The sequence below is a fragment of the Rhizobium sp. 'Codium 1' genome (genome assembly GCF_020889605.1).
GTDB lineage: Bacteria > Pseudomonadota > Alphaproteobacteria > Rhizobiales > Rhizobiaceae > Allorhizobium > Allorhizobium algae.
Genome location: NZ_JAJGPW010000004.1, coordinates 71,158 through 93,307, shown reverse-complemented (window position 1 = coordinate 93,307; position 22,150 = coordinate 71,158). Strand labels below are relative to the sequence as shown.

At 62.2% G+C, this 22,150-nt stretch carries 17 protein-coding genes and 1 tRNA gene; 4 read left to right on the top strand and 14 right to left on the bottom strand.

Annotation, left to right across the window (positions count from 1 at the left end; all coding sequences use genetic code 11):
* Positions 1-24 precede the first annotated feature (24 nt).
* Both mfd and LJE98_RS12040 read right to left on the bottom strand, forming a co-directional pair.
* The gene (gene mfd, locus LJE98_RS12045; RefSeq protein ID WP_229575463.1) at positions 25-3,531 is read right to left on the bottom strand and encodes a transcription-repair coupling factor; all 3,507 of its coding nucleotides are present in this window, start codon (positions 3,529-3,531) and stop codon (positions 25-27) included.
* Positions 3,532-3,537: 6 nt separating this feature from the next.
* Positions 3,538-3,852 (bottom strand): succinate dehydrogenase assembly factor 2, encoded by a 315-nt coding sequence (locus tag LJE98_RS12040; protein ID WP_229575462.1) that lies wholly within the window; start codon positions 3,850-3,852, stop codon positions 3,538-3,540.
* 95 nt (positions 3,853-3,947) lie between these two features.
* Between LJE98_RS12040 and recG the strand changes: the two genes are divergently transcribed.
* Complete coding sequence (gene recG / locus LJE98_RS12035) at positions 3,948-6,053, top strand: ATP-dependent DNA helicase RecG (protein WP_229575461.1); 2,106 nt, start codon at positions 3,948-3,950, stop codon at positions 6,051-6,053.
* 12 nt (positions 6,054-6,065) lie between these two features.
* Here recG and LJE98_RS12030 read toward each other — a convergent pair whose 3' ends face one another.
* The 9 genes from LJE98_RS12030 to pcsA form a co-directional block, all read right to left on the bottom strand.
* A complete protein-coding gene (locus tag LJE98_RS12030) occupies positions 6,066-6,794 on the bottom strand; it encodes a DUF502 domain-containing protein (RefSeq protein ID WP_229575460.1) in 729 nt (242 codons plus the stop codon).
* 101 nt (positions 6,795-6,895) lie between these two features.
* Positions 6,896-8,722, bottom strand: a complete 1,827-nt coding sequence (gene glmS, locus LJE98_RS12025) for a glutamine--fructose-6-phosphate transaminase (isomerizing) (RefSeq protein ID WP_229575459.1) — start codon at positions 8,720-8,722, stop codon at positions 6,896-6,898.
* A gap of 139 nt (positions 8,723-8,861) precedes the next feature.
* Positions 8,862-10,223 (bottom strand): bifunctional UDP-N-acetylglucosamine diphosphorylase/glucosamine-1-phosphate N-acetyltransferase GlmU, encoded by a 1,362-nt coding sequence (gene glmU, locus LJE98_RS12020; protein WP_229575458.1) that lies wholly within the window; start codon positions 10,221-10,223, stop codon positions 8,862-8,864.
* Between the two features lie 74 nt (positions 10,224-10,297).
* Positions 10,298-11,050, bottom strand: coding sequence for a FadR/GntR family transcriptional regulator (locus LJE98_RS12015; protein WP_229575457.1), 753 nt, complete (start codon positions 11,048-11,050; stop codon positions 10,298-10,300).
* A gap of 150 nt (positions 11,051-11,200) precedes the next feature.
* Complete coding sequence (locus LJE98_RS12010) at positions 11,201-12,274, bottom strand: BMP family ABC transporter substrate-binding protein (protein WP_229575456.1); 1,074 nt, start codon at positions 12,272-12,274, stop codon at positions 11,201-11,203.
* 38 nt (positions 12,275-12,312) lie between these two features.
* A complete protein-coding gene (locus LJE98_RS12005; protein WP_229575455.1) occupies positions 12,313-13,233 on the bottom strand; it encodes an ABC transporter permease in 921 nt (306 codons plus the stop codon).
* Positions 13,230-14,321 (bottom strand): ABC transporter permease, encoded by a 1,092-nt coding sequence (locus LJE98_RS12000; RefSeq protein ID WP_229575454.1) that lies wholly within the window; start codon positions 14,319-14,321, stop codon positions 13,230-13,232. The genes LJE98_RS12005 and LJE98_RS12000 overlap by 4 nt, the downstream gene beginning before the upstream one ends.
* A complete protein-coding gene (locus LJE98_RS11995; RefSeq protein WP_229575453.1) occupies positions 14,311-15,906 on the bottom strand; it encodes an ABC transporter ATP-binding protein in 1,596 nt (531 codons plus the stop codon). Before LJE98_RS11995 ends, LJE98_RS12000 begins: the two co-directional genes overlap by 11 nt.
* A gap of 117 nt (positions 15,907-16,023) precedes the next feature.
* Positions 16,024-16,752, bottom strand: a complete 729-nt coding sequence (gene pcsA, locus LJE98_RS11990) for a phosphatidylcholine synthase (protein ID WP_229575452.1) — start codon at positions 16,750-16,752, stop codon at positions 16,024-16,026.
* A 190-nt stretch (positions 16,753-16,942) separates the two neighbouring features.
* Here pcsA and LJE98_RS11985 point away from each other — a divergent pair, with 190 nt between their 5' ends.
* Entirely contained in the window at positions 16,943-18,148 is a 1,206-nt protein-coding gene (locus tag LJE98_RS11985) for a UbiH/UbiF family hydroxylase (RefSeq protein WP_229575451.1), read from the top strand.
* On the opposite strand, the gene LJE98_RS11980 is transcribed toward LJE98_RS11985, so the two are convergent.
* Complete coding sequence (locus tag LJE98_RS11980) at positions 18,125-19,087, bottom strand: AEC family transporter (protein WP_229575450.1); 963 nt, start codon at positions 19,085-19,087, stop codon at positions 18,125-18,127. The genes LJE98_RS11985 and LJE98_RS11980 overlap by 24 nt on opposite strands.
* A 42-nt stretch (positions 19,088-19,129) precedes the next feature.
* Positions 19,130-19,876 carry a cytochrome c biogenesis CcdA family protein gene (locus LJE98_RS11975; protein WP_229575449.1) on the bottom strand — a complete coding sequence of 249 codons (747 nt, stop codon included), beginning with the start codon at positions 19,874-19,876 and terminating at the stop codon, positions 19,130-19,132.
* A 185-nt stretch (positions 19,877-20,061) separates the two neighbouring features.
* On the opposite strand from LJE98_RS11975, the gene LJE98_RS11970 reads away from it, so the two are divergent.
* Together LJE98_RS11970 and LJE98_RS20160 are read left to right on the top strand one after the other, a co-directional pair.
* Positions 20,062-20,137 (top strand) — tRNA-Lys (locus tag LJE98_RS11970).
* A gap of 360 nt (positions 20,138-20,497) precedes the next feature.
* The gene (locus LJE98_RS20160; protein ID WP_267499029.1) at positions 20,498-20,623 is read left to right on the top strand and encodes a hypothetical protein; all 126 of its coding nucleotides are present in this window, start codon (positions 20,498-20,500) and stop codon (positions 20,621-20,623) included.
* A gap of 32 nt (positions 20,624-20,655) precedes the next feature.
* Here LJE98_RS20160 and LJE98_RS11965 read toward each other — a convergent pair whose 3' ends face one another.
* Positions 20,656-22,116 carry a cobyric acid synthase gene (locus LJE98_RS11965; protein WP_229575743.1) on the bottom strand — a complete coding sequence of 487 codons (1,461 nt, stop codon included), beginning with the start codon at positions 22,114-22,116 and terminating at the stop codon, positions 20,656-20,658.
* Between the last annotated feature and the right edge of the window lie 34 nt (positions 22,117-22,150).

Below are 22,150 nucleotides of genomic sequence, written 5' to 3'. Positions count from 1 at the left end.
GCGGTTCAGGCGAGGCTGCGCGCCTCAACCCGCCTTCGCCAGCTCCGCCAGCTGCGTCATCACCACAGCCGCTCCCGACAGCCGCTTTTCCGGTGTCGGCAGGTCACGGGTGAGGAATACCGAGTGGTCAGGCCTGATCTTCGCCATCGTTCCCTGCTTGGCGATGTAGCCGACCAGCGCTGCCGGATTGGGGAATTGCTTGCCACGGAACTGGACGACGACGCCCTTGGGGCCTGCTTCCAGCTTCTCGACATTGGCCTTGCGGCAAAGCGCCTTGATATAGACGACCTTCAACAGGTGCTGGACCTCGACCGGCATCGGGCCGAAACGGTCGATCATCTCGGCGCCGAAGGCGTCGATCTCGTTCAGTTCGGTGATCTCGCCGAGGCGACGATAGAGGCCGAGCCGGAGGTGCAGATCGGGCACATAGTCGTCCGGGATCATGACTGACGTGCCGACCTGGATCTGCGGAGACCAGCCGGTGTCGTGGATCTCGTCGACGCCCTTCACCTCGGCGACGGCCTCTTCCAGCATCTGCTGGTAGAGCTCGAAACCGACTTCCTTGATATGGCCGGACTGTTCCTCGCCCAAGAGATTGCCCGCGCCGCGGATATCGAGGTCGTGGCTTGCGAGCTGGAAGCCGGCACCGAGCGTGTCGAGCGACTGCAGGACCTTCAGGCGACGTTCGGCGCCCGTGGTGAGCACCTTGTTGACCGGGAGCGTGAGCAGCGCGAAGGCGCGCACCTTGGAGCGGCCGACGCGGCCACGGATCTGATAGAGCTGGGCGAGACCGAACATGTCGGCGCGGTGCACGATCAGCGTATTGGCCGTGGGCACATCGAGGCCGGATTCGACGATGGTCGTCGACAGCAGCACGTCGTAGCGGCCATCGTAGAAGGCGTTCATGATGTCTTCAAGTTCGCCCGCTGCCATCTGGCCATGGGCGATGGCGACCTTCAGCTCCGGCACATTCTCATCGAGAAAGCTCTTGACGTCCGCGAGATCGGAGAGGCGCGGGCAGACATAGAAGCTCTGGCCACCGCGATAATGCTCGCGCATCAGGGTTTCGCGGATCACGAGCGGATCGAAAGGCGAGATGAAGGTGCGGACCGCCATGCGGTCGACCGGCGGCGTGGTAATGAGCGACAGTTCGCGCACACCGGTCATGGCAAGCTGCAGGGTGCGCGGGATCGGGGTAGCGGACAGGGTCAGGACGTGCACGTCTGACTTCAGCTCCTTCAGCCGTTCCTTGTGCTTGACGCCGAAATGCTGCTCCTCGTCGATGATGAGGAGGCCGAGATTGGCGAAGTTGACGCCGGTGCCGAGCAGCGCATGCGTGCCGACGACGATGTCGGTCTTGCCGTCAGCTACTTCCTTCTTGACGAGATTCAGTTCCTTGGTACCGACGAGGCGCGAGGCTTGCTGGATGCGGATCGGCAGGCCACGGAAACGTTCGGAGAAGGTCTTGAAGTGCTGGCGGGCCAGCAGCGTTGTCGGTACGACCACGGCCACCTGGATGCCGTTCATGGCGGCAATGAAGGCAGCGCGAAGCGCCACTTCCGTCTTGCCGAAGCCGACGTCGCCGCAGACCAGGCGGTCCATCGGGCGACCGGCGCCGAGGTCGGAGCGGACGGATTCGATCGCGGTTTCCTGGTCTTCCGTCTCGTCATAGGGGAAACGGGCGGCGAATTCGTCGTAGAGTCCTTCCTGGGTGGTCAGCACTGGCGCAGTTCGGGTCATGCGCTCGGCAGCGATACGGATCAGCGCACCGGCCATGTCGAGCAGGCGCTTCTTGAGCTTTGCCTTGCGCATCTGCCAGGCGCCGCCACCGAGCTTGTCGAGCTGCACTTCCGTCGCCTCGCCGCCGTAACGCGAGAGGAGGTCGATGTTTTCGACCGGCAGGAAGAGCTTGGCGTCGTCGGCGTAGCGCAGTTCGAGGCAGGCATGCGGTGCGCCGGCTGCTTCGATCGTGCGCAGGCCGACGAAGCGGCCGATGCCGTGTTCGGCATGCACGACAACAGAGCCCTCGTCGATGCCTGCCACTTCCGAGATGAAATCGGCGGCGCGCTTGCGGCGCTTGGAGCGGCGGACCATGCGATCGCCGAGAATGTCCTGCTCGCCGATGATGACGAGATCGGTCGTCTCGAAACCACCTTCGAGGCTCAGGACTGCGGTCCCCGCCTCGCCCTTCTTGAGCTTGTCGACATCCTTGAGGGCAGCGACAGGCACGAGCCTTTCCAGGCCATGTTCGTTCAGCACCTGCAGCAGGCGATCGAGCGATCCTTCAGACCAACCTGACACGATGACCCTGGCGCCGGCTGCGCGCTTGTCGGCGATATAGGTAACGGCCTGGCCGAAGACGTTGGCTCGGTTGCCTTCTTCGCTCGCCTCATTGGCGGACTTTGCCCAACGCGGGGTCGGACGGGCCTTCACCTCAATGACGATACGGCTCTCGCCGCCGTGTTCGGCAAAGGGGGTGATGCGAATCGGGTCGAAGGCGTCGAGACTGGCGCCGAATTCAGCCGATCCGAGATAGAGGCGCTCCGGCGGCACCGGCTTGTAGGGCGTGCCCTGGGCGAGATGGCCCTTGCCGGGGGTCGCCGAATTCAGACGCGCTTCGTAATAGTCACGGATCAGCTTGGCGCGTTCCTCGGCTGCCTCACGTACCGTATGGTCGGTGACCAGACGGAAGCCTTTGATATAGTCGAAGACGCTTTCCAGCCTGTCGTGGAAGAGCGGCAACCAATGCTCCATGCCGGCATAGCGACGGCCTTCGGAGACGGCGGCATAAAGCGCGTCGTCGCGCGTGGCCGCGCCGAACAGCGACAGATAGTTCTTGCGGAACCGGCTGATCGTCTCAGGCGTCAGCGTGACTTCGCTCATCGGGTTCAGGTCGAGGGAGCGGACCTGACCGATGGTACGCTGGTTCGCCGGATCGAAGGAACGGATGCTTTCGAGCGTATCGCCGAAGAAGTCGAGGCGTACTGGCTCTTCCGAGCCAGGCACGAAGACGTCGAGGATACCACCACGCACGGCGAATTCGCCGACTTCGCGCACGGTCGCGACGCGGTCGAAACCGTTGCGCTCCAGGCGGGCGGCGATGTCGTCCATGCGCAGCTGGTTGCCGGGACGGGCCGAAAAGCCCAGGCTTTCGATGGTCTCAGCCGGTGCCAGCTTCTGCAGCATCGCATTGACGGTCACCAGAATGATTGCCGGATGGGACTTGTGGCTGAGCGCAATCAGGCCCGACAGGGCCGAGAGGCGGCGCGCCGAGACGTCTGCCGAGGGTGACACACGGTCGTATGGCAGGCAGTCCCAGGCCGGCAGGCTCAGAACCGGGATGTCGGGGGCTGCGAAGCTCAGCGTCTGTTCGATGTTTTGCAGCCGCTGGCCGTCGGAGACGACATAGGCCACGGGCTTTCCCTCGCGCGCGAGTTCAGCCAGGATGAAGGCATCCATGCCGTCGGGCACATGGGAGAGCGTCAGGGCGGATTGCGCAGCGACAATCCGCTTCACATCGATCAGAGACATAATCGGTTACTTTGCAGCGGTTTCTTCGCCCGTGACCGGTGAGAAATCCGGCCGGAGGGCGGCAATGCGTTCGAACAGGGGCGTCTGGAGATGGGCGGGAACTGGATCAGCGCCGGTGATGTAGCGGACGAGGTCGTTGTCCTCCTCTGCCATGATGCGCTCAAGCTCGTCGAGATCCGCATCGGAAAGCTCCGCGATATGGGCCTCGCAGAACTGGCCAAGCATCAGGTCCATTTCCCGGATGCCGCGATGCCAGCAGCGGAACAGGATGCGCCGACGGCGCGGATCGAGGTCGGCACTGCTTTTCACCAGTCCAGTCATCTTGGCATCCTTCCAATTCCTGCGCCTCTATAGAGCAGCAGCCGGCAATTGTCAGCTTGCCAAACCGGCATATTGCGAGGCATTTTGCCCCCATCATGCGTTCCCACCTTCTCGATCCCCTCTTTGCCTCCGTGGCTTCGCTCAGCGGAGTTGGTCCCAAGCTCGCCCAGCTTCTCGCAACCCTGCTCGGGCGCGAGGACGCGGATGATGCGCGGGTCGTTGACCTGCTCTTCCTCGCGCCACACCGGCTGATCGACCGGCGTCACCAACCCGGCATCGCCCATGCGAGCCAGGGCTCGCTGGTGACCATCACCGGCCGGGTTGACCGCCACCAACCGCCGCCACCGGGCAAGAACAACATGCCCTACCGGATCTTCCTGCATGACGAGACTGGGGAACTGGCCCTCACCTTCTTCCGGGTCAAGGGGAACTGGCTGGAAAAGGCGCTGCCGGTCGACGAAATCGTGATGGTTTCCGGCAAGGTCGACTGGTTCAACGGCCGGCCATCCATGGTTCACCCAGACCTCATGGTAAAGGCGAGCGAGGCGGAGAACCTGCCGCTGGTCGAACCGGTCTATCCGCTGACGGCGGGGCTTGGCCCGAAGGTGTTGCGCAAGGCTGTCGAATCCGCAGTCGAGAAGATGCCGGATCTTGCCGAATGGGTCGATGCGACGCTCGCGGCCAAACAGGGATTTGCCAGCGTACGCGACAGCCTCGTGGCTCTCCACAATCCGCGCGACGAGAAGGACATCGACCCGCAGGCCCCTGCCCGCCGCCGTCTCGCCTATGACGAATTCCTCGCTGGCCAGGTGTCGCTTGCCCTGGTCCGACAGAAACTCCGGCGTGTGCCGGGCGTGCCGATCAGGCCAACAGGTGAATTGAGCGGCAAGATCCGCGCCGCCCTGCCCTTTAAACCGACCAATAGCCAGGTTGCCGCGATCGAGGACATCCTGAAGGACATGGCAACGGACCAGCGCATGCTTCGGCTGGTTCAGGGCGACGTCGGCGCCGGCAAGACGCTCGTTGCGCTGTTTGCCATGGCCGCCGCGGTGGAAGCCGGCGGGCAAGCCGTGCTGATGGCGCCGACGGAAATTCTGGCGCGGCAGCATCATGCGACGCTCGCCAAGCTCGGCGCACCGGCTGACCTGAAAATCGATGTTCTCACGGGGCGAACCAAGGGCAAGGAACGCGAGGCGATCCTCGAGCGCATTGCCTCAGGCGAGGCGCAGATCGTCATCGGGACACATGCATTGTTCCAGGATGCCGTCATCTACAAAAACCTGACGCTCGCCGTGGTCGACGAGCAGCATCGTTTCGGCGTGCATCAGCGGCTGAGGCTGACCTCCAAGGGGATTTCCCCGCATATGCTGGTCATGACGGCCACACCGATCCCCCGCACGCTGGTGTTGGCCGCCTTCGGCGATATGGACGTCTCCAAGCTCACGGAGAAGCCAGCGGGTCGCAAGCCGATCCAGACGGTGACCGTGCCGACCGAACGGGTGCCCGATGTCATCGAACGACTGCGTTCCGCCATTGCCGAGGGCAAGAAGGCCTATTGGATCTGCCCGCTGGTCGAGGAAACGGAAGACAGCGAACTGATGTCGGCGGAGGAGCGACACGCGGTGCTGGCGCAGTTCATCAAGTCCCCGATCGGCCTCGTGCACGGGCGGATGAGCGGGCCGGAAAAAGATGCCGCCATGCTCGCCTTCAAGAATGGCGAGACTCGGTTGCTGGTCGCCACCACGGTGGTCGAGGTTGGCGTCGATGTGCCCGATGCGACGATCATGGTGATCGAACATGCGGAGCGTTTCGGGCTCGCCCAGTTGCACCAGTTGCGCGGCCGTGTCGGGCGTGGCGACGAAGCGTCGAGCTGCATTCTTCTCTACAAGGGCCCGCTTGGCGAAACCGGCAAGGCGCGGCTGTCGATCCTGCGCGATTCGGAAGACGGCTTTCTGATCGCCGAGGAGGATCTGAAGCTGCGTGGCGAAGGTGAGTTGCTGGGAACCCGCCAGTCAGGAACGCCAGGCTTCAAGATCGCCAGCCTCGAACACCATGGCGACCTGCTGGAAATCGCCCGCAAGGATGCGGCCTACCTTCTGGATCGTGATCCGGAGCTGACCTCGGAGCGCGGAGAGGCCGTCAGGACGCTGCTCTATCTGCACCGCCGCGACGAGGCGATCCGCTTCCTGCATGCAGGGTGACGCAAGACGTGTTCAGGAGCGGCCGGCGCGCTTGGGCGGCTCGACCGGATTTTCCGCGTCAAGATCCTGGAACGCAGCCATGACATCGGATGCCGTGGGCTTGTAGTCCGGCGTCACCAGTCCAGCCGAGATCAACAGCTTCACCCCCTCCTCCGGGCTCATGTCGAGGAGCATCAACTTGCTGCGCGGCACGAACATCAGGAAGCCGGCGGTCGGGACTGGCGTCGGCGCGAGGAAGACGGCGACCATTTCATCGCCGTCCTGGTTGAGCCTGGCGGCAATCTCGCCCTTGGCGTCTGTGGAGACGAAAACCAGCGCCCAGGTCCCGGCGCGCGGAAATTCGATCAGGCCGACCTTCTTGAAGGAATTGCCCTGCTCCTTCAGCACGGTCTCGAAGATCTGCTTGGTGCTCTTGTAGACGGTACGCACCAAAGGCATCCGGTTGAGGATGTTCTCGCTATAGGCGACGATCGAACGGCCGATCAGGTTTCGGCCCAGAAAACCGACAAGCGTGATGAAGAGGATGGCGATCAGCAGACCTGTGCCGGGAACGGCAAACTTCAGATAGGCCTCCGGATTGTAGCGGTCCGGAAGGTAGGGCTTCACCCAGCTGTCGGCCCAGCGGATGAAAGTCCAGGTCAGATAGACGGTGATCGCCATAGGCGCGCAGATGATCAGGCCGGTCAGGAAGTTGTTCCTGAGCCGCGTCGCCATCGAAATCCTGTCAGAACCTTCGCTCATGCCCACCGTCATTGTGCAGCGCCGTAACACTTGGACAATGACGGAGCGTCAAGGGCGGCGCAAGAGCAAGAATTCGGGCGGTCGCCTCTCCGTCAGATCATTCACTCGACCGTGACCGACTTGGCCAAGTTGCGCGGCTGGTCGACATCCGTGCCCATGAAGACGGCCGTGTGGTAGGCGAGCAGCTGGATCGGGATCGAATAGACCATGGGGGAGATGATTTCCGCCACCGATGGCAGCACGATTGTCGCCATGGTCTCCAGCTTCGAGGCGGCAGCCCCCTTGTCGTCGGTGATGAAGATGATACGGCCACCACGGGCCGCCACTTCCTGCATGTTCGACACGGTCTTTTCGAAGAAGCGGTCGAAGGGTGCAATCACGATGACCGGCATGTTCTCGTCGATCAGGGCGATCGGGCCGTGCTTCAGTTCGCCGGCAGCATAACCCTCTGCGTGGATATAGGAGATTTCCTTGAGCTTGAGTGCCCCTTCGAGCGCCAACGGATAGCTGGTGCCGCGGCCGAGATAGAGCACGTCCTTGAACTTGGAGAGATCGCGCGACAGCGCCTCGATCTGCGGCTGCACCAAGTTCAGCACCTGGCTCATGATGCGCGGCATTTCGGCCAGGCTCTTCACGAGCTGTTTTTCCTCGTCCTCGGTCAAGGTGCCACGCGCGCGACCGGCGGCAATCGCCAGCGAGGCAAGAACTGCGAGCTGGCACGTAAATGCCTTGGTCGATGCAACGCCGATTTCGGGCCCTGCCAGAATTGGGAAGACGGCATCCGCTTCGCGCGCGATCGTCGATTCCTTGACGTTTACGACGGCACCGATCTTCAGGCCGTTGTCGCGGCAGTAGCGCAAGGAAGCGAGCGTGTCTGCGGTCTCGCCAGACTGGGAGATGAAGAGAGCGGCCTGATCCTTCGAGAGCGGCATCTCGCGATAGCGGAATTCGGAGGCGACATCGATCTCGACCGGCAGGCGGGCATAGCGCTCGAACCAGTATTTTCCGACGAGGCCCGCCAGATAGGCCGTGCCGCAGGCGGAGATGGCAAGACCGCGCAGGTTGGCGAAATCGATTTCAGCCGCCGTATCACGCACCCTGTGCTCGGCGAGATCCACGTAGTAGGAGAGCGCGTGGGAGATGACCTCCGGCTGCTCGTAGATTTCCTTCTCCATGAAGTGACGATGGTTGCCCTTGTCGATCATGTAGGCGCTGGCCGAAGAAATCTGGACAGGACGATCGACCGGGTTACCGTCCATGTCGAAGATGTGAGCGCCCTGCTTGCCGATGACGGCCCAGTCGCCGTCGTGCAGATAAGAGATGCGATTGGTAAAGGGCGAGAGCGCGATGGCGTCGGAGCCCAGAAACATCTCGCCATCGCCGAAGCCGATGGCAAGCGGCGGGCCGGAGCGGGCTGCCATGATCGTCGAGGGATCATCCTCAAAGATAACGGCAAGCGCATAGGCGCCCGTCACGTGGCGCAGCATCTCGTGCATGGCTTCGCGGCGGCCGAGATCCTGGCGCCTGTACTTGGCAAGCAACTGGGCGACTACTTCCGTGTCGGTCTGGGTGGTGAAGGCGGCGCCTTCGGCCGCCAATTCGTCCCTGATCTCGGAGAAGTTCTCGATAATGCCGTTGTGGACGACGGCGACGCCGTCGACGAAATGGGGGTGGGCGTTCGTTTCGTTCGGCACGCCATGGGTGGCCCAGCGGGTATGGGCAATCCCGATATTGCCTGCAAGCGGATCACCCGCGAGCTTGGTTTCGAGATTGAAGAGCTTGCCTTCGGCGCGGCGACGATCGAGCTTGCCATCGTTGATCGTGGCGACACCGGCGGAATCATAGCCGCGATACTCGAGCCGCTTCAACGCGTCGACCAGACGCTCCGCCACGGGCTGGTTACCGACGATGCCGACGATGCCGCACATGCAATTCTCCGTTTCATATCGTTCTCGCGGACTGTTCCTAGCGGTTCCGCCGCAATAGGCAATCGCACGACAGGTCAAATTGCGTTTCGTCTCGTAATGCAACGCAGCATAACAAGCGGTGAAGTCTGGTCTGACGCCGTTACTTGCCGGCCTTCTTGGCCGCCTTGATTGCCAGGTTTCGCTCGCGAATGACTGCGGCACGACCAGCCTTCATCTCCTGGCGTGCGCGACCGAAGGCGAGCGCATCGGCTGGCACATCCTTGGTGATGACGCTGCCGGAGGCGATCAGTGCTCCGTCTCCAATCGAGACGGGAGCGACGAGGGATGAATTGGAGCCGATGAAGGCCCCTGCTCCAATCCGCGTCTCGTGCTTGTTCACGCCATCATAGTTGCAGGTAATCGTGCCGGCACCGATGTTGGCCTCGGCCCCCACAATGGCATCGCCTATGTAGGTCAGGTGGTTGACCTTGGCGCCGCGGCCAATCTCGGCCTTCTTCACCTCGCAGAAATTGCCGACTTTGGAGCCTTCGGCAAGGTTCGCACCGGGACGCAGGCGGGCGAAGGGTCCAACGCTCGCGCCGGCTGACACATGGGCGCCTTCGAGATGCGAGAAGGCGTGGATGACAGCGCCGCCTTCGACGGTAACACCGGGTCCGAACACGACGTTCGGCTCGATGAGGGCATCCTGGCCAATCACCGTGTCGTGGCTAAGGAAGACGGTCTCCGGCGCGATCATCGTCACGCCCGAGACCATCAATTCGTGGCGGCGGCGCTCCTGCCAGAGCCGCTCGATTGCCGCAAGCTCGGCACGGTTGTTACAGCCGGTCAGTTCGCTCTCGGGCGCATCGACGGCGACCGCCCTGCCGCCCAGGGAACGCGCGATCTCGACGAGGTCTGTCAGGTAGAATTCACCCTTGGCATTGCTGTTGCCGATCCGGCTCAGGAGATCGAGCGCTTTATGGCCGTTGATTGCCATGAGGCCGCTGTTGCACCAGGTGATGGCGCGCTCGGCATCGGTCGCGTCCTTTTCCTCGCGAATTGCAATCAGCTCGCCATTGTCCACCAGCAAACGGCCGTAACCTGTCGGATTCATCGTGTGGAAGCCGATGACCGCGACATCCGCGCCACCAGCCAGCGCTTCACGGGCCGCCTTGAGCGGGCCGGCGGTAATCAGAGGTACATCGCCATAGGCGACGAGAACTTCGTCGTAACCGCGAGCAATTGCGTCGCGGGCCATGAGAACGGCATGGCCGGTGCCGAGGCGCTCCGTCTGCAGGACGCTCTCGAGAGTGAGTTCGCCGATCTTTGCCGCCGCCTCGACCCTGTCGGCATCTCGCCCGAGCACAAGAGCCACATCCGAGACCCCGCTGGCTGCGATCGAGCCCATAACATGGGCAATCATCGGTCGTCCCCCGACAGGGTGCAGCACCTTGGACATCGAGGACTTCATCCGGGTGCTGTCGCCGGCAGCAAGGACGATGGCAAGGCATGTGCGGGTCATGGTTGGCTCCGGGCATGAGAAACGCGATTCTCACTAACGCCCGCGACGCAGGGCTGCAAGACCGGCGTTCGACGTCAGGTCCGATTGGTGGACGCGTCGACGGCCCTCAGGGCCGTGATGCGGCCGAGCTGAACGACCTTCTCCGTCGCAGCCCGTGCGGCGTCTGCATCCTTCTGCTCGATTGCATCAACGATTGCCAGATGGGTATCGATGATTGTCTCGCCCCGGCCTGCGAGTTTCGGGTCGAAGGCCAGCGTGAATGCGCCGTCGAGAGCAGCCTTCAGGAAGCCGATCATGCTTTCGAGAAAGGGATTGGCACCGGCCAGGACCAGCAGCACATGGAAGCGCAGGTCAGCCTCCACCTGGCTCTGCCAGTCGAGGTCTTTGGCGCCGAGCAGGTTTGCGTAGCGTCGCAATTCGGCGCAGTCCTCGGGCGTTGCCCGCAGCGCGGCATAGGCCGCCGAGGCCGGCTCGAAGACCAGGCGGACGTCATAGAGATAATCGATGAACTCGCGGGTCACGCCGGCCTTGAAATGCCAGCGAAGCACGTCTTCGTCGATCAGGTTCCAATGGCAGCGATCGGTCACCCTCGTTCCGACACGTGACTTCGCGACGACCAGGCCCTTGGCCGTCAGCGTCTTCATGGCCTCGCGCAAGACGGAACGCGACACGTCGAACTGGGATTCCAGCTCGCTGTCGCCGGGCAGCGGTTCGCCGATCTCGAACTGCCCGCCGACGATTGCCAGGCCGAGCTGATCCACCACCCGCGCATGGCTGGTGCGAAGGTTTGTTACGACCCTCAGATCCCGAACTTCATCCTTGCGCATCCGTCACCAGTCCCTGCTTTATCATGGGACGGCTTGTTATAGGAAACAGCAAAGATCGTGAAGTGAGTATCTGAGAATTTTCCAATTCACGGAAACACTTAAAAGAAAGGGCGCCAAAGGCGCCCTTTCCACAGGTCTGAACCGCAGAGCTTACTGCGGAAGCTTGTCGTCTACACCTTCGATATAGAAGTTCATGCCGAGGATCGTGCCGTCATCCGCAGACTCACCTTCCTTCAGCCAGGCCGAACCGTCCTGCTTGTTGATCGGGCCGGTGAAGGGCTTGAGTTCACCCGACTTGATCTTGGCTTCGCTATCCATGGCCATTTCCTTCACGTCGTCAGGCATGTTCGTATAGGCCGCCATCGACAGGATACCGTCCTTCAGGCCATCGAAGGTCTGGACGGAGGTCCAGGTGCCGTCGAGAACGGCCTGGGTCCGCTTGATGTAGTAAGGCGCCCAGGTGTCGACGATGGCGCTGAGCTGCGCGGTCGGGCCGGCGGCGATCATGTCGGAAGCCTGACCGAAAGCCTTGAGACCACGCTCTTCGGCGACCTGCATCGGGGCTGTCGTGTCGGTGTGCTGTGTCAACACATCGACGCCCTGGTCGAAGAGAGCCTTGGCGGCATCAGCTTCCTTGCCCGGATCGAACCAGGTGTTGACCCAGATCACCTTCAGCTTGAACTCGGGGTTTACCGTACGCGCGCCGTGCAGGAAGGCATTGATGCCGGCAACGACTTCCGGGATCGGGAAGGAGGCGATGTAGCCGGCAACGCCGGTCTTCGAGATCTTTCCGGCAATCTGGCCATTGATGAAGCGGCCTTCATAGAAGCGCGAGTTGTAGGTGGCGACATTGTCGGCGGTCTTGTAGCCGGTCGCATGTTCAAACTTCACGTCCGGAAACTTTTCGGCGACCTTGAGCGTCGCGTCCATGAAGCCGAAGGAGGTTGTGAAGACCATGGCGCAGCCAGAACGGGCCATGCGTTCGATCGCACGCTCGGCATCCGGGCCTTCCGGAACGTTTTCGAGGTAAGGCGTTTCGATCTTGTCGCCGAAATGCTCCTGCAGCTGCTGGCGGCCGATGTCGTGGGCCTGGGTCCAGCCACCGTCGGTCTTGGAGCCCACGTGCACGAAGCAGACCTTCGTCTTGTCCTGGGCTGCTGCCGGCGCCGCGACGCCGACGATGGCGGCTGCCGAAGCAGCAAGCACGAGGAGGATGTTTTTCATGATTTACCCCTGTTGGTTTGGTTGAACTTTTGTTTTCTTTATCGATCCGGCACGAAAGGCTTGCCGAGGCAGGCCGGCGTGTTGATCAGCGTCGTGCGGCGATTATGCGAGATGATGATCAGCACGACAATGGTCGCCGCATAAGGCAGCGCGGACAGAAACTGTGACGGCAGGCCGATCCCGAGTGCCTGGGCGTGGAGCTGGCCAATTGTGACGGCACCGAAGAGATAGCCACCTGCCAGGAGACGCCACGGGCGCCAAGCCGCAAACACGACAAGCGCGAGCGCGATCCAGCCGCGACCCGCCGACATGTTCTCGACCCATTGCGGCGTGTAGACCAGCGACAGCTGCGCGCCAGCCAAACCGGCGCAGGCGCCACCGAACATCACGGCGAGATAGCGCGTGCGGATGACCGAAAGCCCCAGCGTGTGCGCCGAACCATGGCTGTCGCCGATGGCGCGCAGCTTCAGGCCGGAGCGGCTCTTGAACAGATACCAGTTCACGCCAGCCACCAGGAGGATGGAGAGGTAGAAGAACAGGTCCTGAGCAAAGAGGATCGGGCCGACAACCGGGATGTCCGACAGAAGCGGAATCACGATCGGCTGCATCTTCACACCCGGTACGCCGACGACACCTTCCCCGACCATGCCGGACACCCCGAGACCGAGAATGGTCAGCGCCAGTCCGGTCGCGACCTGGTTGGCGACCAGCGTCAGGGTAAGGAAGCCAAAGAGCAGGGAAAAGGCGGCGCCACTTGCAACGCCCGCGAGAAGGCCGACATACGGGGATCCCGTCATGTTGGTCGCGATGAAGGCGCAGACGGCGCCGATGATCATCATGCCCTCGACGCCGAGATTGAGCACGCCCGAGCGTTCGGTCACCAGTTCGCCCATGGCGGCGATCACGAGGGGGGTCGAGGCGGTAATGACGGTCAGCAGGATGGCTTCGAACATGGTCATGCCCCCTTTGCCGACGCGTTGCGGGCCCGATCGAAGACAAGGCGCACCTTGTAGAGGATCAGTGTGTCACAAGAGAGCACGAAGAAGAGCAGCAGGCCCTGAAAGACGCGCGTCACCTTGTCGGAGACACCGATCGACAGCTGCGCTCCCTCGCCACCGAGATAGGTCAAGGCCAGCACGAAGCCCGAGGCGATGATGCCGAGCGGGTTGAGGCGGCCGAGAAAGGCGACAATGATGGCGGTGAAGCCGTAGCCCGGCGAAATGGTCGGCTGCAGGTGGCCGATCGAGCCCGAGACTTCCGCTATGCCGGCAAGGCCAGCAAGGGCGCCGGAGAACATCATCGAAAACCAGACCATCTTGCGCGATGAAAAGCCGGCAAAGCGCCCCGCCCGTTCAGACTGTCCAAGCACCACGACCTGAAAGCCCTTGAGCGTGTAGCGCAACATGAACCAGACGGCGACGGCAGCCACCAGGGCGAAAACGATGCCGAGATGGGCGCGTCCAGACGACAGGATTTCCGGCAGGACGGCTTCGGACACGAAGGACCGCGACTGCGGGAAGTTATAGCCCGCCGGATCCTTCCAGATGCCGCGCGTCAACCAGTCGAGGAGGAGCTGGGCGATATAGACCAGCATGAGGCTGGTCAGAATCTCGTTGGTGTTGAAGCGCGTCTTCAACAGCGCCGGGATCGCGGCATAGGCGGCACCACCGATCGCGCCCATGACCAGCATCAGCGGCAGGAGCAGCGGTGAGCTCCATTCATAGAAGGTGATCGGCAGGATGGAACCAACGATAGCGCCCGCGATGAACTGACCTTCAGCGCCAATGTTCCAGTTGTTCGAGCGATAGCAGACGGAGAGACCGACACCGATCAGGATCAAGGGTGCAGCCTTGACCGCGAGCTCGTGCAGTGACCAGACCTCCAGCAATGGCTCGATGAAGAAACTGTACAGGGCCGAGACCGGGTCCTTGCCGAGCAGCATGAACATGATGCCGCCGAAGAAGACCGTGAGCGCCAGCGCAAGAAGCGGCGACACGATGGCGAAAAGGTTCGATTGACGGGACCGGCGTTCGAGTTCAATGCGCATGGGCGGCCTCCGGGGCGGTCTGGAGACCATGAACGCCTCCCATCAGGATGCCGATGCGCTCTCGGGTCATGGCCGAGGCCGGATAGGCATCCGAGAGCTTGCCTTCGGAGATGGCCGCGATCGCGGTGGCGACCTCGAAGATTTCATCCAGATCCTGGCTGATCACGACGACCGCCGAACCCGCCTTGGCAAGATCGACAAGTGCCTGGCGGATACGGCTTGCAGCCCCGGCATCGACGCCCCAGGTCGGCTGATTGACCACGAGAACGGAGGGCTGGCGATCGAGTTCACGGCCGACGATGAATTTCTGCAAATTGCCGCCCGAGAGCGAGCCCGCTGCCGGATCGTCGCCGCTCTTGCGCACATCCATCATCTCCGAGATCCGCCGCGCCGCCTGCTGAACGAGGCCGTGGCGGATCAGGCCGATCCTGCCGCCCGAGAGATAGGCCGAGCGATCGGAGGCATTGCGTGAAAGAAACAGGTTTTCCGAAAGGCTCATCGCCGGGATCGCCGCATGGCCATGGCGCTCCTCGGGGACGAAGCCCGCGCCGAGCAGGCGGCGCTCATTGATGCCGAGACGTCCAACCGACCTGCCACGCAGGCGGATCGCGTCAGGGTTCTCCACCGCGTATTCGCCGGACAAGGCATCGAACAACTCGCTTTGCCCGTTGCCGGCGACGCCCGCGATGGCGAGGATCTCGCCAGCCTTCACGGTGATGGAGACGTTCTTCAATGGCATCGCAAATGGCGTGCGTGGGCTGACGGAGAGATCGATCACCTGAAGCTGGACGGCGCCGTCCGAGGGTGGTTCCGCCTTTTCGACGCCAGCCACATCGGCGCCGACCATCATGCGGGCAAGCGAAGCCGGCGTTTCCTGGCGCGGATCGCAGGTGCCCGTCACCTTGCCGTGGCGAAGCACCGTGGCGCGATCACAGATGCGCTGCACCTCTTCCAGGCGATGGCTGATATACAGAACCGAGCGTCCTTCCGCCTTCAGCTTGAACAGTGTCTCGAAGAGCTTGTCTGCCTCTTGCGGCGTCAGGACCGAAGTAGGCTCGTCGAGGATGATGAGTTTCGGGTTTTGCAACAGCGCCCGAACGATCTCGATGCGCTGGCGCTCGCCGACGGAGAGATCGGCCACATGAGCGTAGGGATCCAGCGGCAAACCGTAAGCGATCGACAGCTCCGCCGCCTTTTCCGCGAGATCGGAAATCGAGATCTTCTCGTCGAGCGAGAGCGCAATGTTCTCGGCGACGGTCAACGCTTCGAACAGCGAAAAATGCTGGAATACCATGCCGATACCGAGGTGCCGTGCCGCGGCCGGATTGGCGATCTCCCGGTCAAGACCTTCCCAGCCAATCGTACCGGCGGACGGCGCGAGGATGCCGAAGAGCATCTTGACGAGGGTCGACTTGCCCGCGCCGTTCTCGCCGAGAAGCGCATGGATCTCGCCATGGCCGACATCGAGATCGATTCCGTCGCAAGCCTTGAAACTGCCGAACAGCTTCGTGAGGCCCCGCACGGTCAATAGCGGCTTGTCACCCTCTGGCGATTGTTGCGGCACAGGTCCCCCTTGCACTCTCATGCGTCCCGGCCAGGTCTTGCGCCCGGTCCATCGCTCAATTCATAACCGGTTTGCGGCAGCGCACAATATATAGGCAACAGTTTTTTTGGTTTTTGCCCAGACGCATTCGGTCCGATGTCAGTTGCGGCGCCCAAGTCCAGGAAAAAACTGCAGCACGCCGCCGATCACGTAGAGATAGATGCCGCTCAAGACCATGCCGGTCACGACCCATGGCGGTGAATTGAAATGCAGGAGGAGCGCATAGCCACCGAACCCGCACCAGAGGAAGAATACGGCAAGGTTGAGCGTGCGCAGACGCTTGACGCGCACCGGGTGCAGAAAACTGATCGGCAGGAATGTCAGGACGACAGAAACGAGGACGGCGAACAAGGCCGTTGTGGCGCTGGCGTCGATCACGAAGAGCGTGAAGATCAGCATGTTCCAGACGACCGGGAAGCCGGAGAAAAAGTATTCATCCGTTTTCATGCCCATGTCGGCATAATAGATGGCGCTCGACACCACGATCAGACCGGCGGCGACGAAGGACCAGGGCTCGCCGATCATGCCGCTCTGATAGAGCGCGAAGGCCGGCAGAAGCACGTATGTGACATAATCGATGATGTTGTCGAGCGTGTCGCCGGACCAGTTGGGCAGGACTTCCTTGACGCGCACCTTGCGGGCGATCGGGCCATCGATGCCATCGACGGCAAGCGCGAGGCCGAGCCACCAGAACATGTCGACAAAACGATGTTCGGCTGCCGCAACGACGCCGAGAAAGGCCAGGAAGGATCCGGAAGCGGTCAGGATATGGACCGAGAAGGCACGGATCTCGGCATAGGGTACCCGCTTGTAATTGAAGATCTTCATCCCTGCTCCAGTCGGCGGCACTACGGAGGAACCGGTATCGGATGAAATGGCGGTGTTTGCAACACGAGAGGCAGAATATGCCCGCAAATCGCCAACGCATGTCCGGCCATCTGCGCCAAATGGGCCCATGGATTTTATGGCGGCGCAGATCTAGATATCCTGGTGACATCGCCAATCAGGAATCCTGACCATGAGCCACGAATACGACATTGCCGTGATCGGAGCCGGCCCGGCCGGCCAGATCGCCGCCATTGCCATGGCACGGGGCGGGCGTCGCGTCATGCTGGTGGGGCCTGAGCCGGATGCCTCCGATCGGCGGACCACGGCCCTGATGGAACAGTCCCTGTCGATGATGGGGCGCCTCGGCCTCTGGCAGGATCTGAAGGCCAGGGCCGCCCCGCTTGCTGTGATGCAGATCATCGACGGCACACGACGGCTTCTGCGCGCGCCCACCGTCGCCTTCCGCAGTGCGGAGATCGGGCTCGAGGCCTTCGGCTACAACATTCCCAATTCGGCTTTGCTCGAGACACTGTCGAAGTCTGTTTCGGCAGAGCCGCTGATCACCCGCAAGACATGCGCGGCGGACACCATTCAAATCGGCACGGATGGTGTGACGATCGAACTGAGCGGCGAGGATGCGATCACGGCCGCCTTTGCGATCGGTGCGGATGGACGACGCTCCAATACGCGTGAAAGCGCCGGCGTCGGCGTGAAGACATGGTCCTATCCGCAGACCGCGGTCGTGATGAACCTCACCCACACGCTGCCGCACCAGAACATATCGACCGAATTCCACACGGAATCGGGTCCGTTTACCCAAGTGCCCCTGCCCGGCCTGAGATCGAGCCTCGTCTGGGTGGTGACGCCGCAGGAGGCCGAGCGTCTCACGGCGCTCCCTGTCGAGCAGCTCTCGGGCGAAGTCGAAGCGCGCATGCAGTCCATGCTCGGACAGGTGACGGTGGAAGACGGCGTGCAGGCATGGCCGCTCTCGGGCATGACCGCCACGCGCTTCGGCAAGGGACGCGCAGCCTTCGTCGGCGAAGCTGGCCACGCCTTCCCGCCGATCGGGGCGCAGGGCCTCAACCTCAGTCTGCGCGACATTGCGGCGCTCGAGGACATCCTCGCCGACCATAATTCGGGACCCATCGCGCCTGACTGCGGTGACCGGTTCGACCGCAAGCGCCGGCTCGACATCGCCAGCCGAACGGCAAGCGTCGACCTGCTCAACCGTTCACTGTTGTCAGACCTGCTTCCGGTTCAAATGCTGAGGGCTGCCGGGCTGCAAGTGCTCGCAAGCGTGGCGCCCTTGCGCAATCTCATCATGCAGGAAGGCGTGGCCCCCGGGCGGGGCCTGAGGAGCCTGCCGTCGCTGTTACGGAAAAAGGTCGGGCGGTAACACGCCACTGGTGATTGCGAACAGCAGGGCCGAAACCGAAACGACCGAGATGACTGTCGTGACGAGGATGGTGGCGGAGGCCCGCTCCTGCCAGACGCCATATTGCTGGCCGATGACGAAGACATTGGTGGCCGTCGGCAGGGAGGCGAGCAAGACGGCCGTATAGACCCAGAGCGGATCGAAATTTCCGACGAAGCTCAGGACGACATAGACCAGGATCGGGTGAAGGACGAGCTTGATCGGCACGATATAGCCGATCTCGACCGGGATGCGTTTCAACGGGCGCAGCGCCAAAGTCACGCCCATTGCAAAAAGCGCGCAAGGGGCGGCCGCCTGGGCGAGATAATCGATCAGGCGCTGAAGCGCGAGCGGTGGCTCGAAAGCAAGGGCTGCTGCCAGGAAGCCGACAAGAGTGGCAATGATGAAGGGATGCGTCAGGATCTTTCGGACGACATCGAGCGCCAGTTGGGCGGGCGGCCGCTTGTCACCTCCGGCAAAGGCCATCATGGCGGGAGCGACCATGAAATGGACCGCGTTTTCGAAGCAGAAGACCAACGCCACCGGAACAGCCGCCTTCTCCCCGAATGCCAGCAGCGAAAGGCCAGGCCCCATGTAGCCGATATTGCCATATGCTCCGGCCAGCGCCTGTACGGTCGATTCGGCGATATTGTTACCGCGAACATAGCGGCCGATCACGAACACCAGCACAAAGATCGAATAGGTTGCGGCAAGGCAGGCGGCGATGAAGTCGATGCGTGTGAGCTCTTCAATCGGCGTGCGCGACACCAGCTTGAAGAACAGCGCCGGCAGCGAGACGTAGATGACGAAGAAATTCAGCCAGCCCAGCGCCTGGGAGGAATGGTCACCGAGCTTGCCGGACACGTAGCCGATCAGGATCAGGCCGAAAAACGGCAATACCAGTGCGACGATATCCGCCATGGGCTCTCTCCCTCAGAACGCGCATCTGCGCCTGATCCGCACTTAGCCGATTTGCGAGAGGATTGGAAAGGTCTGCTGAAACCAGATCGCCATGTCGGAAACATAGCCGAAGATGAAAGCGAGGCCGGTGAGCATTAGAAGAGTGCCCATCGCCTTCTCCACCACGCCGAGATGTCGACGGAAGCGCGTCAGGAAGCGCATGAAGGCGCCGGAAAAGCCGGCAGCGATCCAGAAGGGAACGGCAAGACCCAGCGAATAGACGGCAAGCAAAAGCGCGCCGTCGCCGACGGTTTCCTTCGACGCGGCCACGCCGAGGATCGCACCGAGTACGGGGCCGATGCAGGGCGTCCAGCCGAAGGCGAAGGCGAGTCCCATGACATAGGCGCCCGACAGGGTGGCCGGCTTGCCGCCGCCGGCGAATCGGTATTCCGACGACAGCAGTCCGAGGCGGAAGACACCGAGAAAATTGAGGCCCATGACGATGATGATGGCGCCGCCGATCTTGGAGAGGAGGTCCATGTGCTGGCGCAGCAGCCCGCCGATGGTCGACGCCCCCGCCCCCAGCGAGACGAAGACCGTGGCAAAGCCCAGGGTGAATACAAGCGACGTCAGCAGCACGGTCCGCCGGGCGGCCGCGTTTTCCGCCTGCTCACCATCACGGAACTGGTCGACCGAAATCCCTGCCATGTAGCAGAGATACGGCGGCACGAGCGGCAGCACGCAAGGCGACAGAAAGGACAGGGCTCCGGCCAGAAGCGCGCTGAAAAAGGAAATATCGGCAATCGACACGATCAACTCCGGAACCCAAACCGGGCCCTTCCTAATCCCGCCGACCCCAGCTTGCCAATCACCATTGCGTAGGCTGCGACAACGGGGCCACATTTTGCTCGCATAACTGCATTTTTGCGGTTGACCGGTCGGGGTCACCTGCCTATGTTCCGCGCACTTCTTGAGGCGGCGCCAGAGCCGCACGGGAGAGCGTAGCTCAGCCGGTAGAGCAACTGACTTTTAATCAGTAGGTCCAGGGTTCGAACCCCTGCGCTCTCACCACTTTCAAAATTCCATGAGATCATTCGGATTGTAACGATCGGCTTAGCTGATCCCCAATCGGCCTGTCCTATTCTGAGCCAGGCTCTGGCTAGGGGGTAGCCCATGCGCGTGATGGTATTCTTGATGATCGCGGCGGTGTTCAGCATTCTGGCGATCAAGCATTCGGACAATTCGCTCGGGTCCAGGCGCCTGACAGCGTCCCCGGCCGAGGTAGCGAGCAGTTGAGTGATCCGTTAGCGAATCTGTTGCCGATCAGCAACAGATTCGATTCATCCGCAGCGGCGAACCCTCAAAGGGTGTGCCGCTGGAACTGCTTTTGCCGCAATCTCGTTGTCGATGGTCAGGCAGGAGCCAAAAACAATGCGATATATATTCGTTCTGCTGGTCGCCTCGGTGCTCAGCATTCTCGCTTTCAAATATGCCAACAATTCAATGGGCGGTGGCGAGCTCATGGCGTCGCCCATGGATGTGACGAAAGAATCGTGACATTTCCACACCACAGGGAAGGCGCCTGAATTTCATCCGCCGCCAAGCAGCTCGCGCAACCATTCGCGCGACAGGCGTTGCTCAAGTTCCAATGCCAGATCGTCGAGCGCTTCGTCGACCATGTCGCGATAGCTCCGTCCTCCCCCCTCTATCCCGAAACTCGAAAGCAGACGGTGGCGATAAGGGTCACTGGAAAACAGGCCGTGCAGATAGGTACCTGTGACCCGACCATCGGCAGAGGCCGCTCCGTCGGTCCGGCCGTCGATTGAGATCGGGGCGCGGATCGTGTCGGGGCCTTCGGTCAGTCCGAGATGGATCTCATAGCCCGACAGCGGCACGTCATGCTCGAGTGAATGGGCCCTGCTGTTGCGCACCGTCTTTTCTGCCGCCATCACGGTCTCGACGTCGAGCAGGCCCAGTCCCTCGACCGTGCGTGGCCGTCCTTCCAATCCCAGTGGATCGGCAACGCTGCGGCCAAGCATCTGGTATCCACCACAGATGCCGATCACGCGGCCTCCCCGACGGACATGCATTGCAATGTCGCGGTCCCATCCATGCGACCGAAACTCCTCGAGATCGGCGATCGTCGATTTCGAGCCCGGCAGGACGACCAGGCCTGCATCCGCGGGCAAGCGATCACCGGCGCGGACGAAGACCAGGTCAACTTCGGGTTCGGCGGCAAGTGGATCGAGATCGTCGAAATTGGCGATGCGTGACAACACGGGAACGGCGACCTTCAATGCACCGCCGCTGCCCTTGACCAGTCGCTCCAGAACCACCGAATCCTCTGCCGGCAACCGACCGGCAGCCTTGAGCCAGGGGATGACACCGAGGCATGGCCACCCCGTGAAAGCGCCGATCGCGGCAATGCCCTCGTCGAACAGGGTGACGTCGCCACGGAACTTGTTGATGATGTAGCCGCAGATCTGACGACGGTCCTCGTCGGGTAGAATCGTGTGAGTTCCCACGAGCGAAGCGATCACTCCTCCACGATCGATGTCGCCGACCAGAACGACAGGCACTCCGGCGCGCGTGGCAAACCCCATATTGGCGATATCGCCCGCCCGCAGGTTGATCTCGGCCGGTGAGCCGGCGCCTTCAACAATTACGAGGTCCCTGCCCGCACTGACCCTTGCGAAACTGTCCATGACCGCTCCGAGGAGCTGAGGCTTGAGGCGCTGATAGTCACGCCCCCTCGCCTGTCCGAAAACCTTGCCCTGAACGATGATCTGACTGCCCGTCTCGCTCTGGGGCTTCAGCAGGACCGGATTCATATGCACCGACGAGGGGGTGCGCGCGGCAAGCGCCTGCAGCCACTGCGCCCGGCCGATCTCTCCCCCGTCGTCGGATACGGCGGCATTGTTCGACATGTTCTGCGGCTTGAAGGGGGCGACGTTCTGGCCACGATTCGATGCCAGCCGGCAAAGGCCTGCGACGAGTATCGTTTTTCCGACATCCGACCCTGTTCCCTGCAACATGATCGTTCGCGTCATCGCATCCTGTCCTGTTTCCGCCATGGGGTTTGCC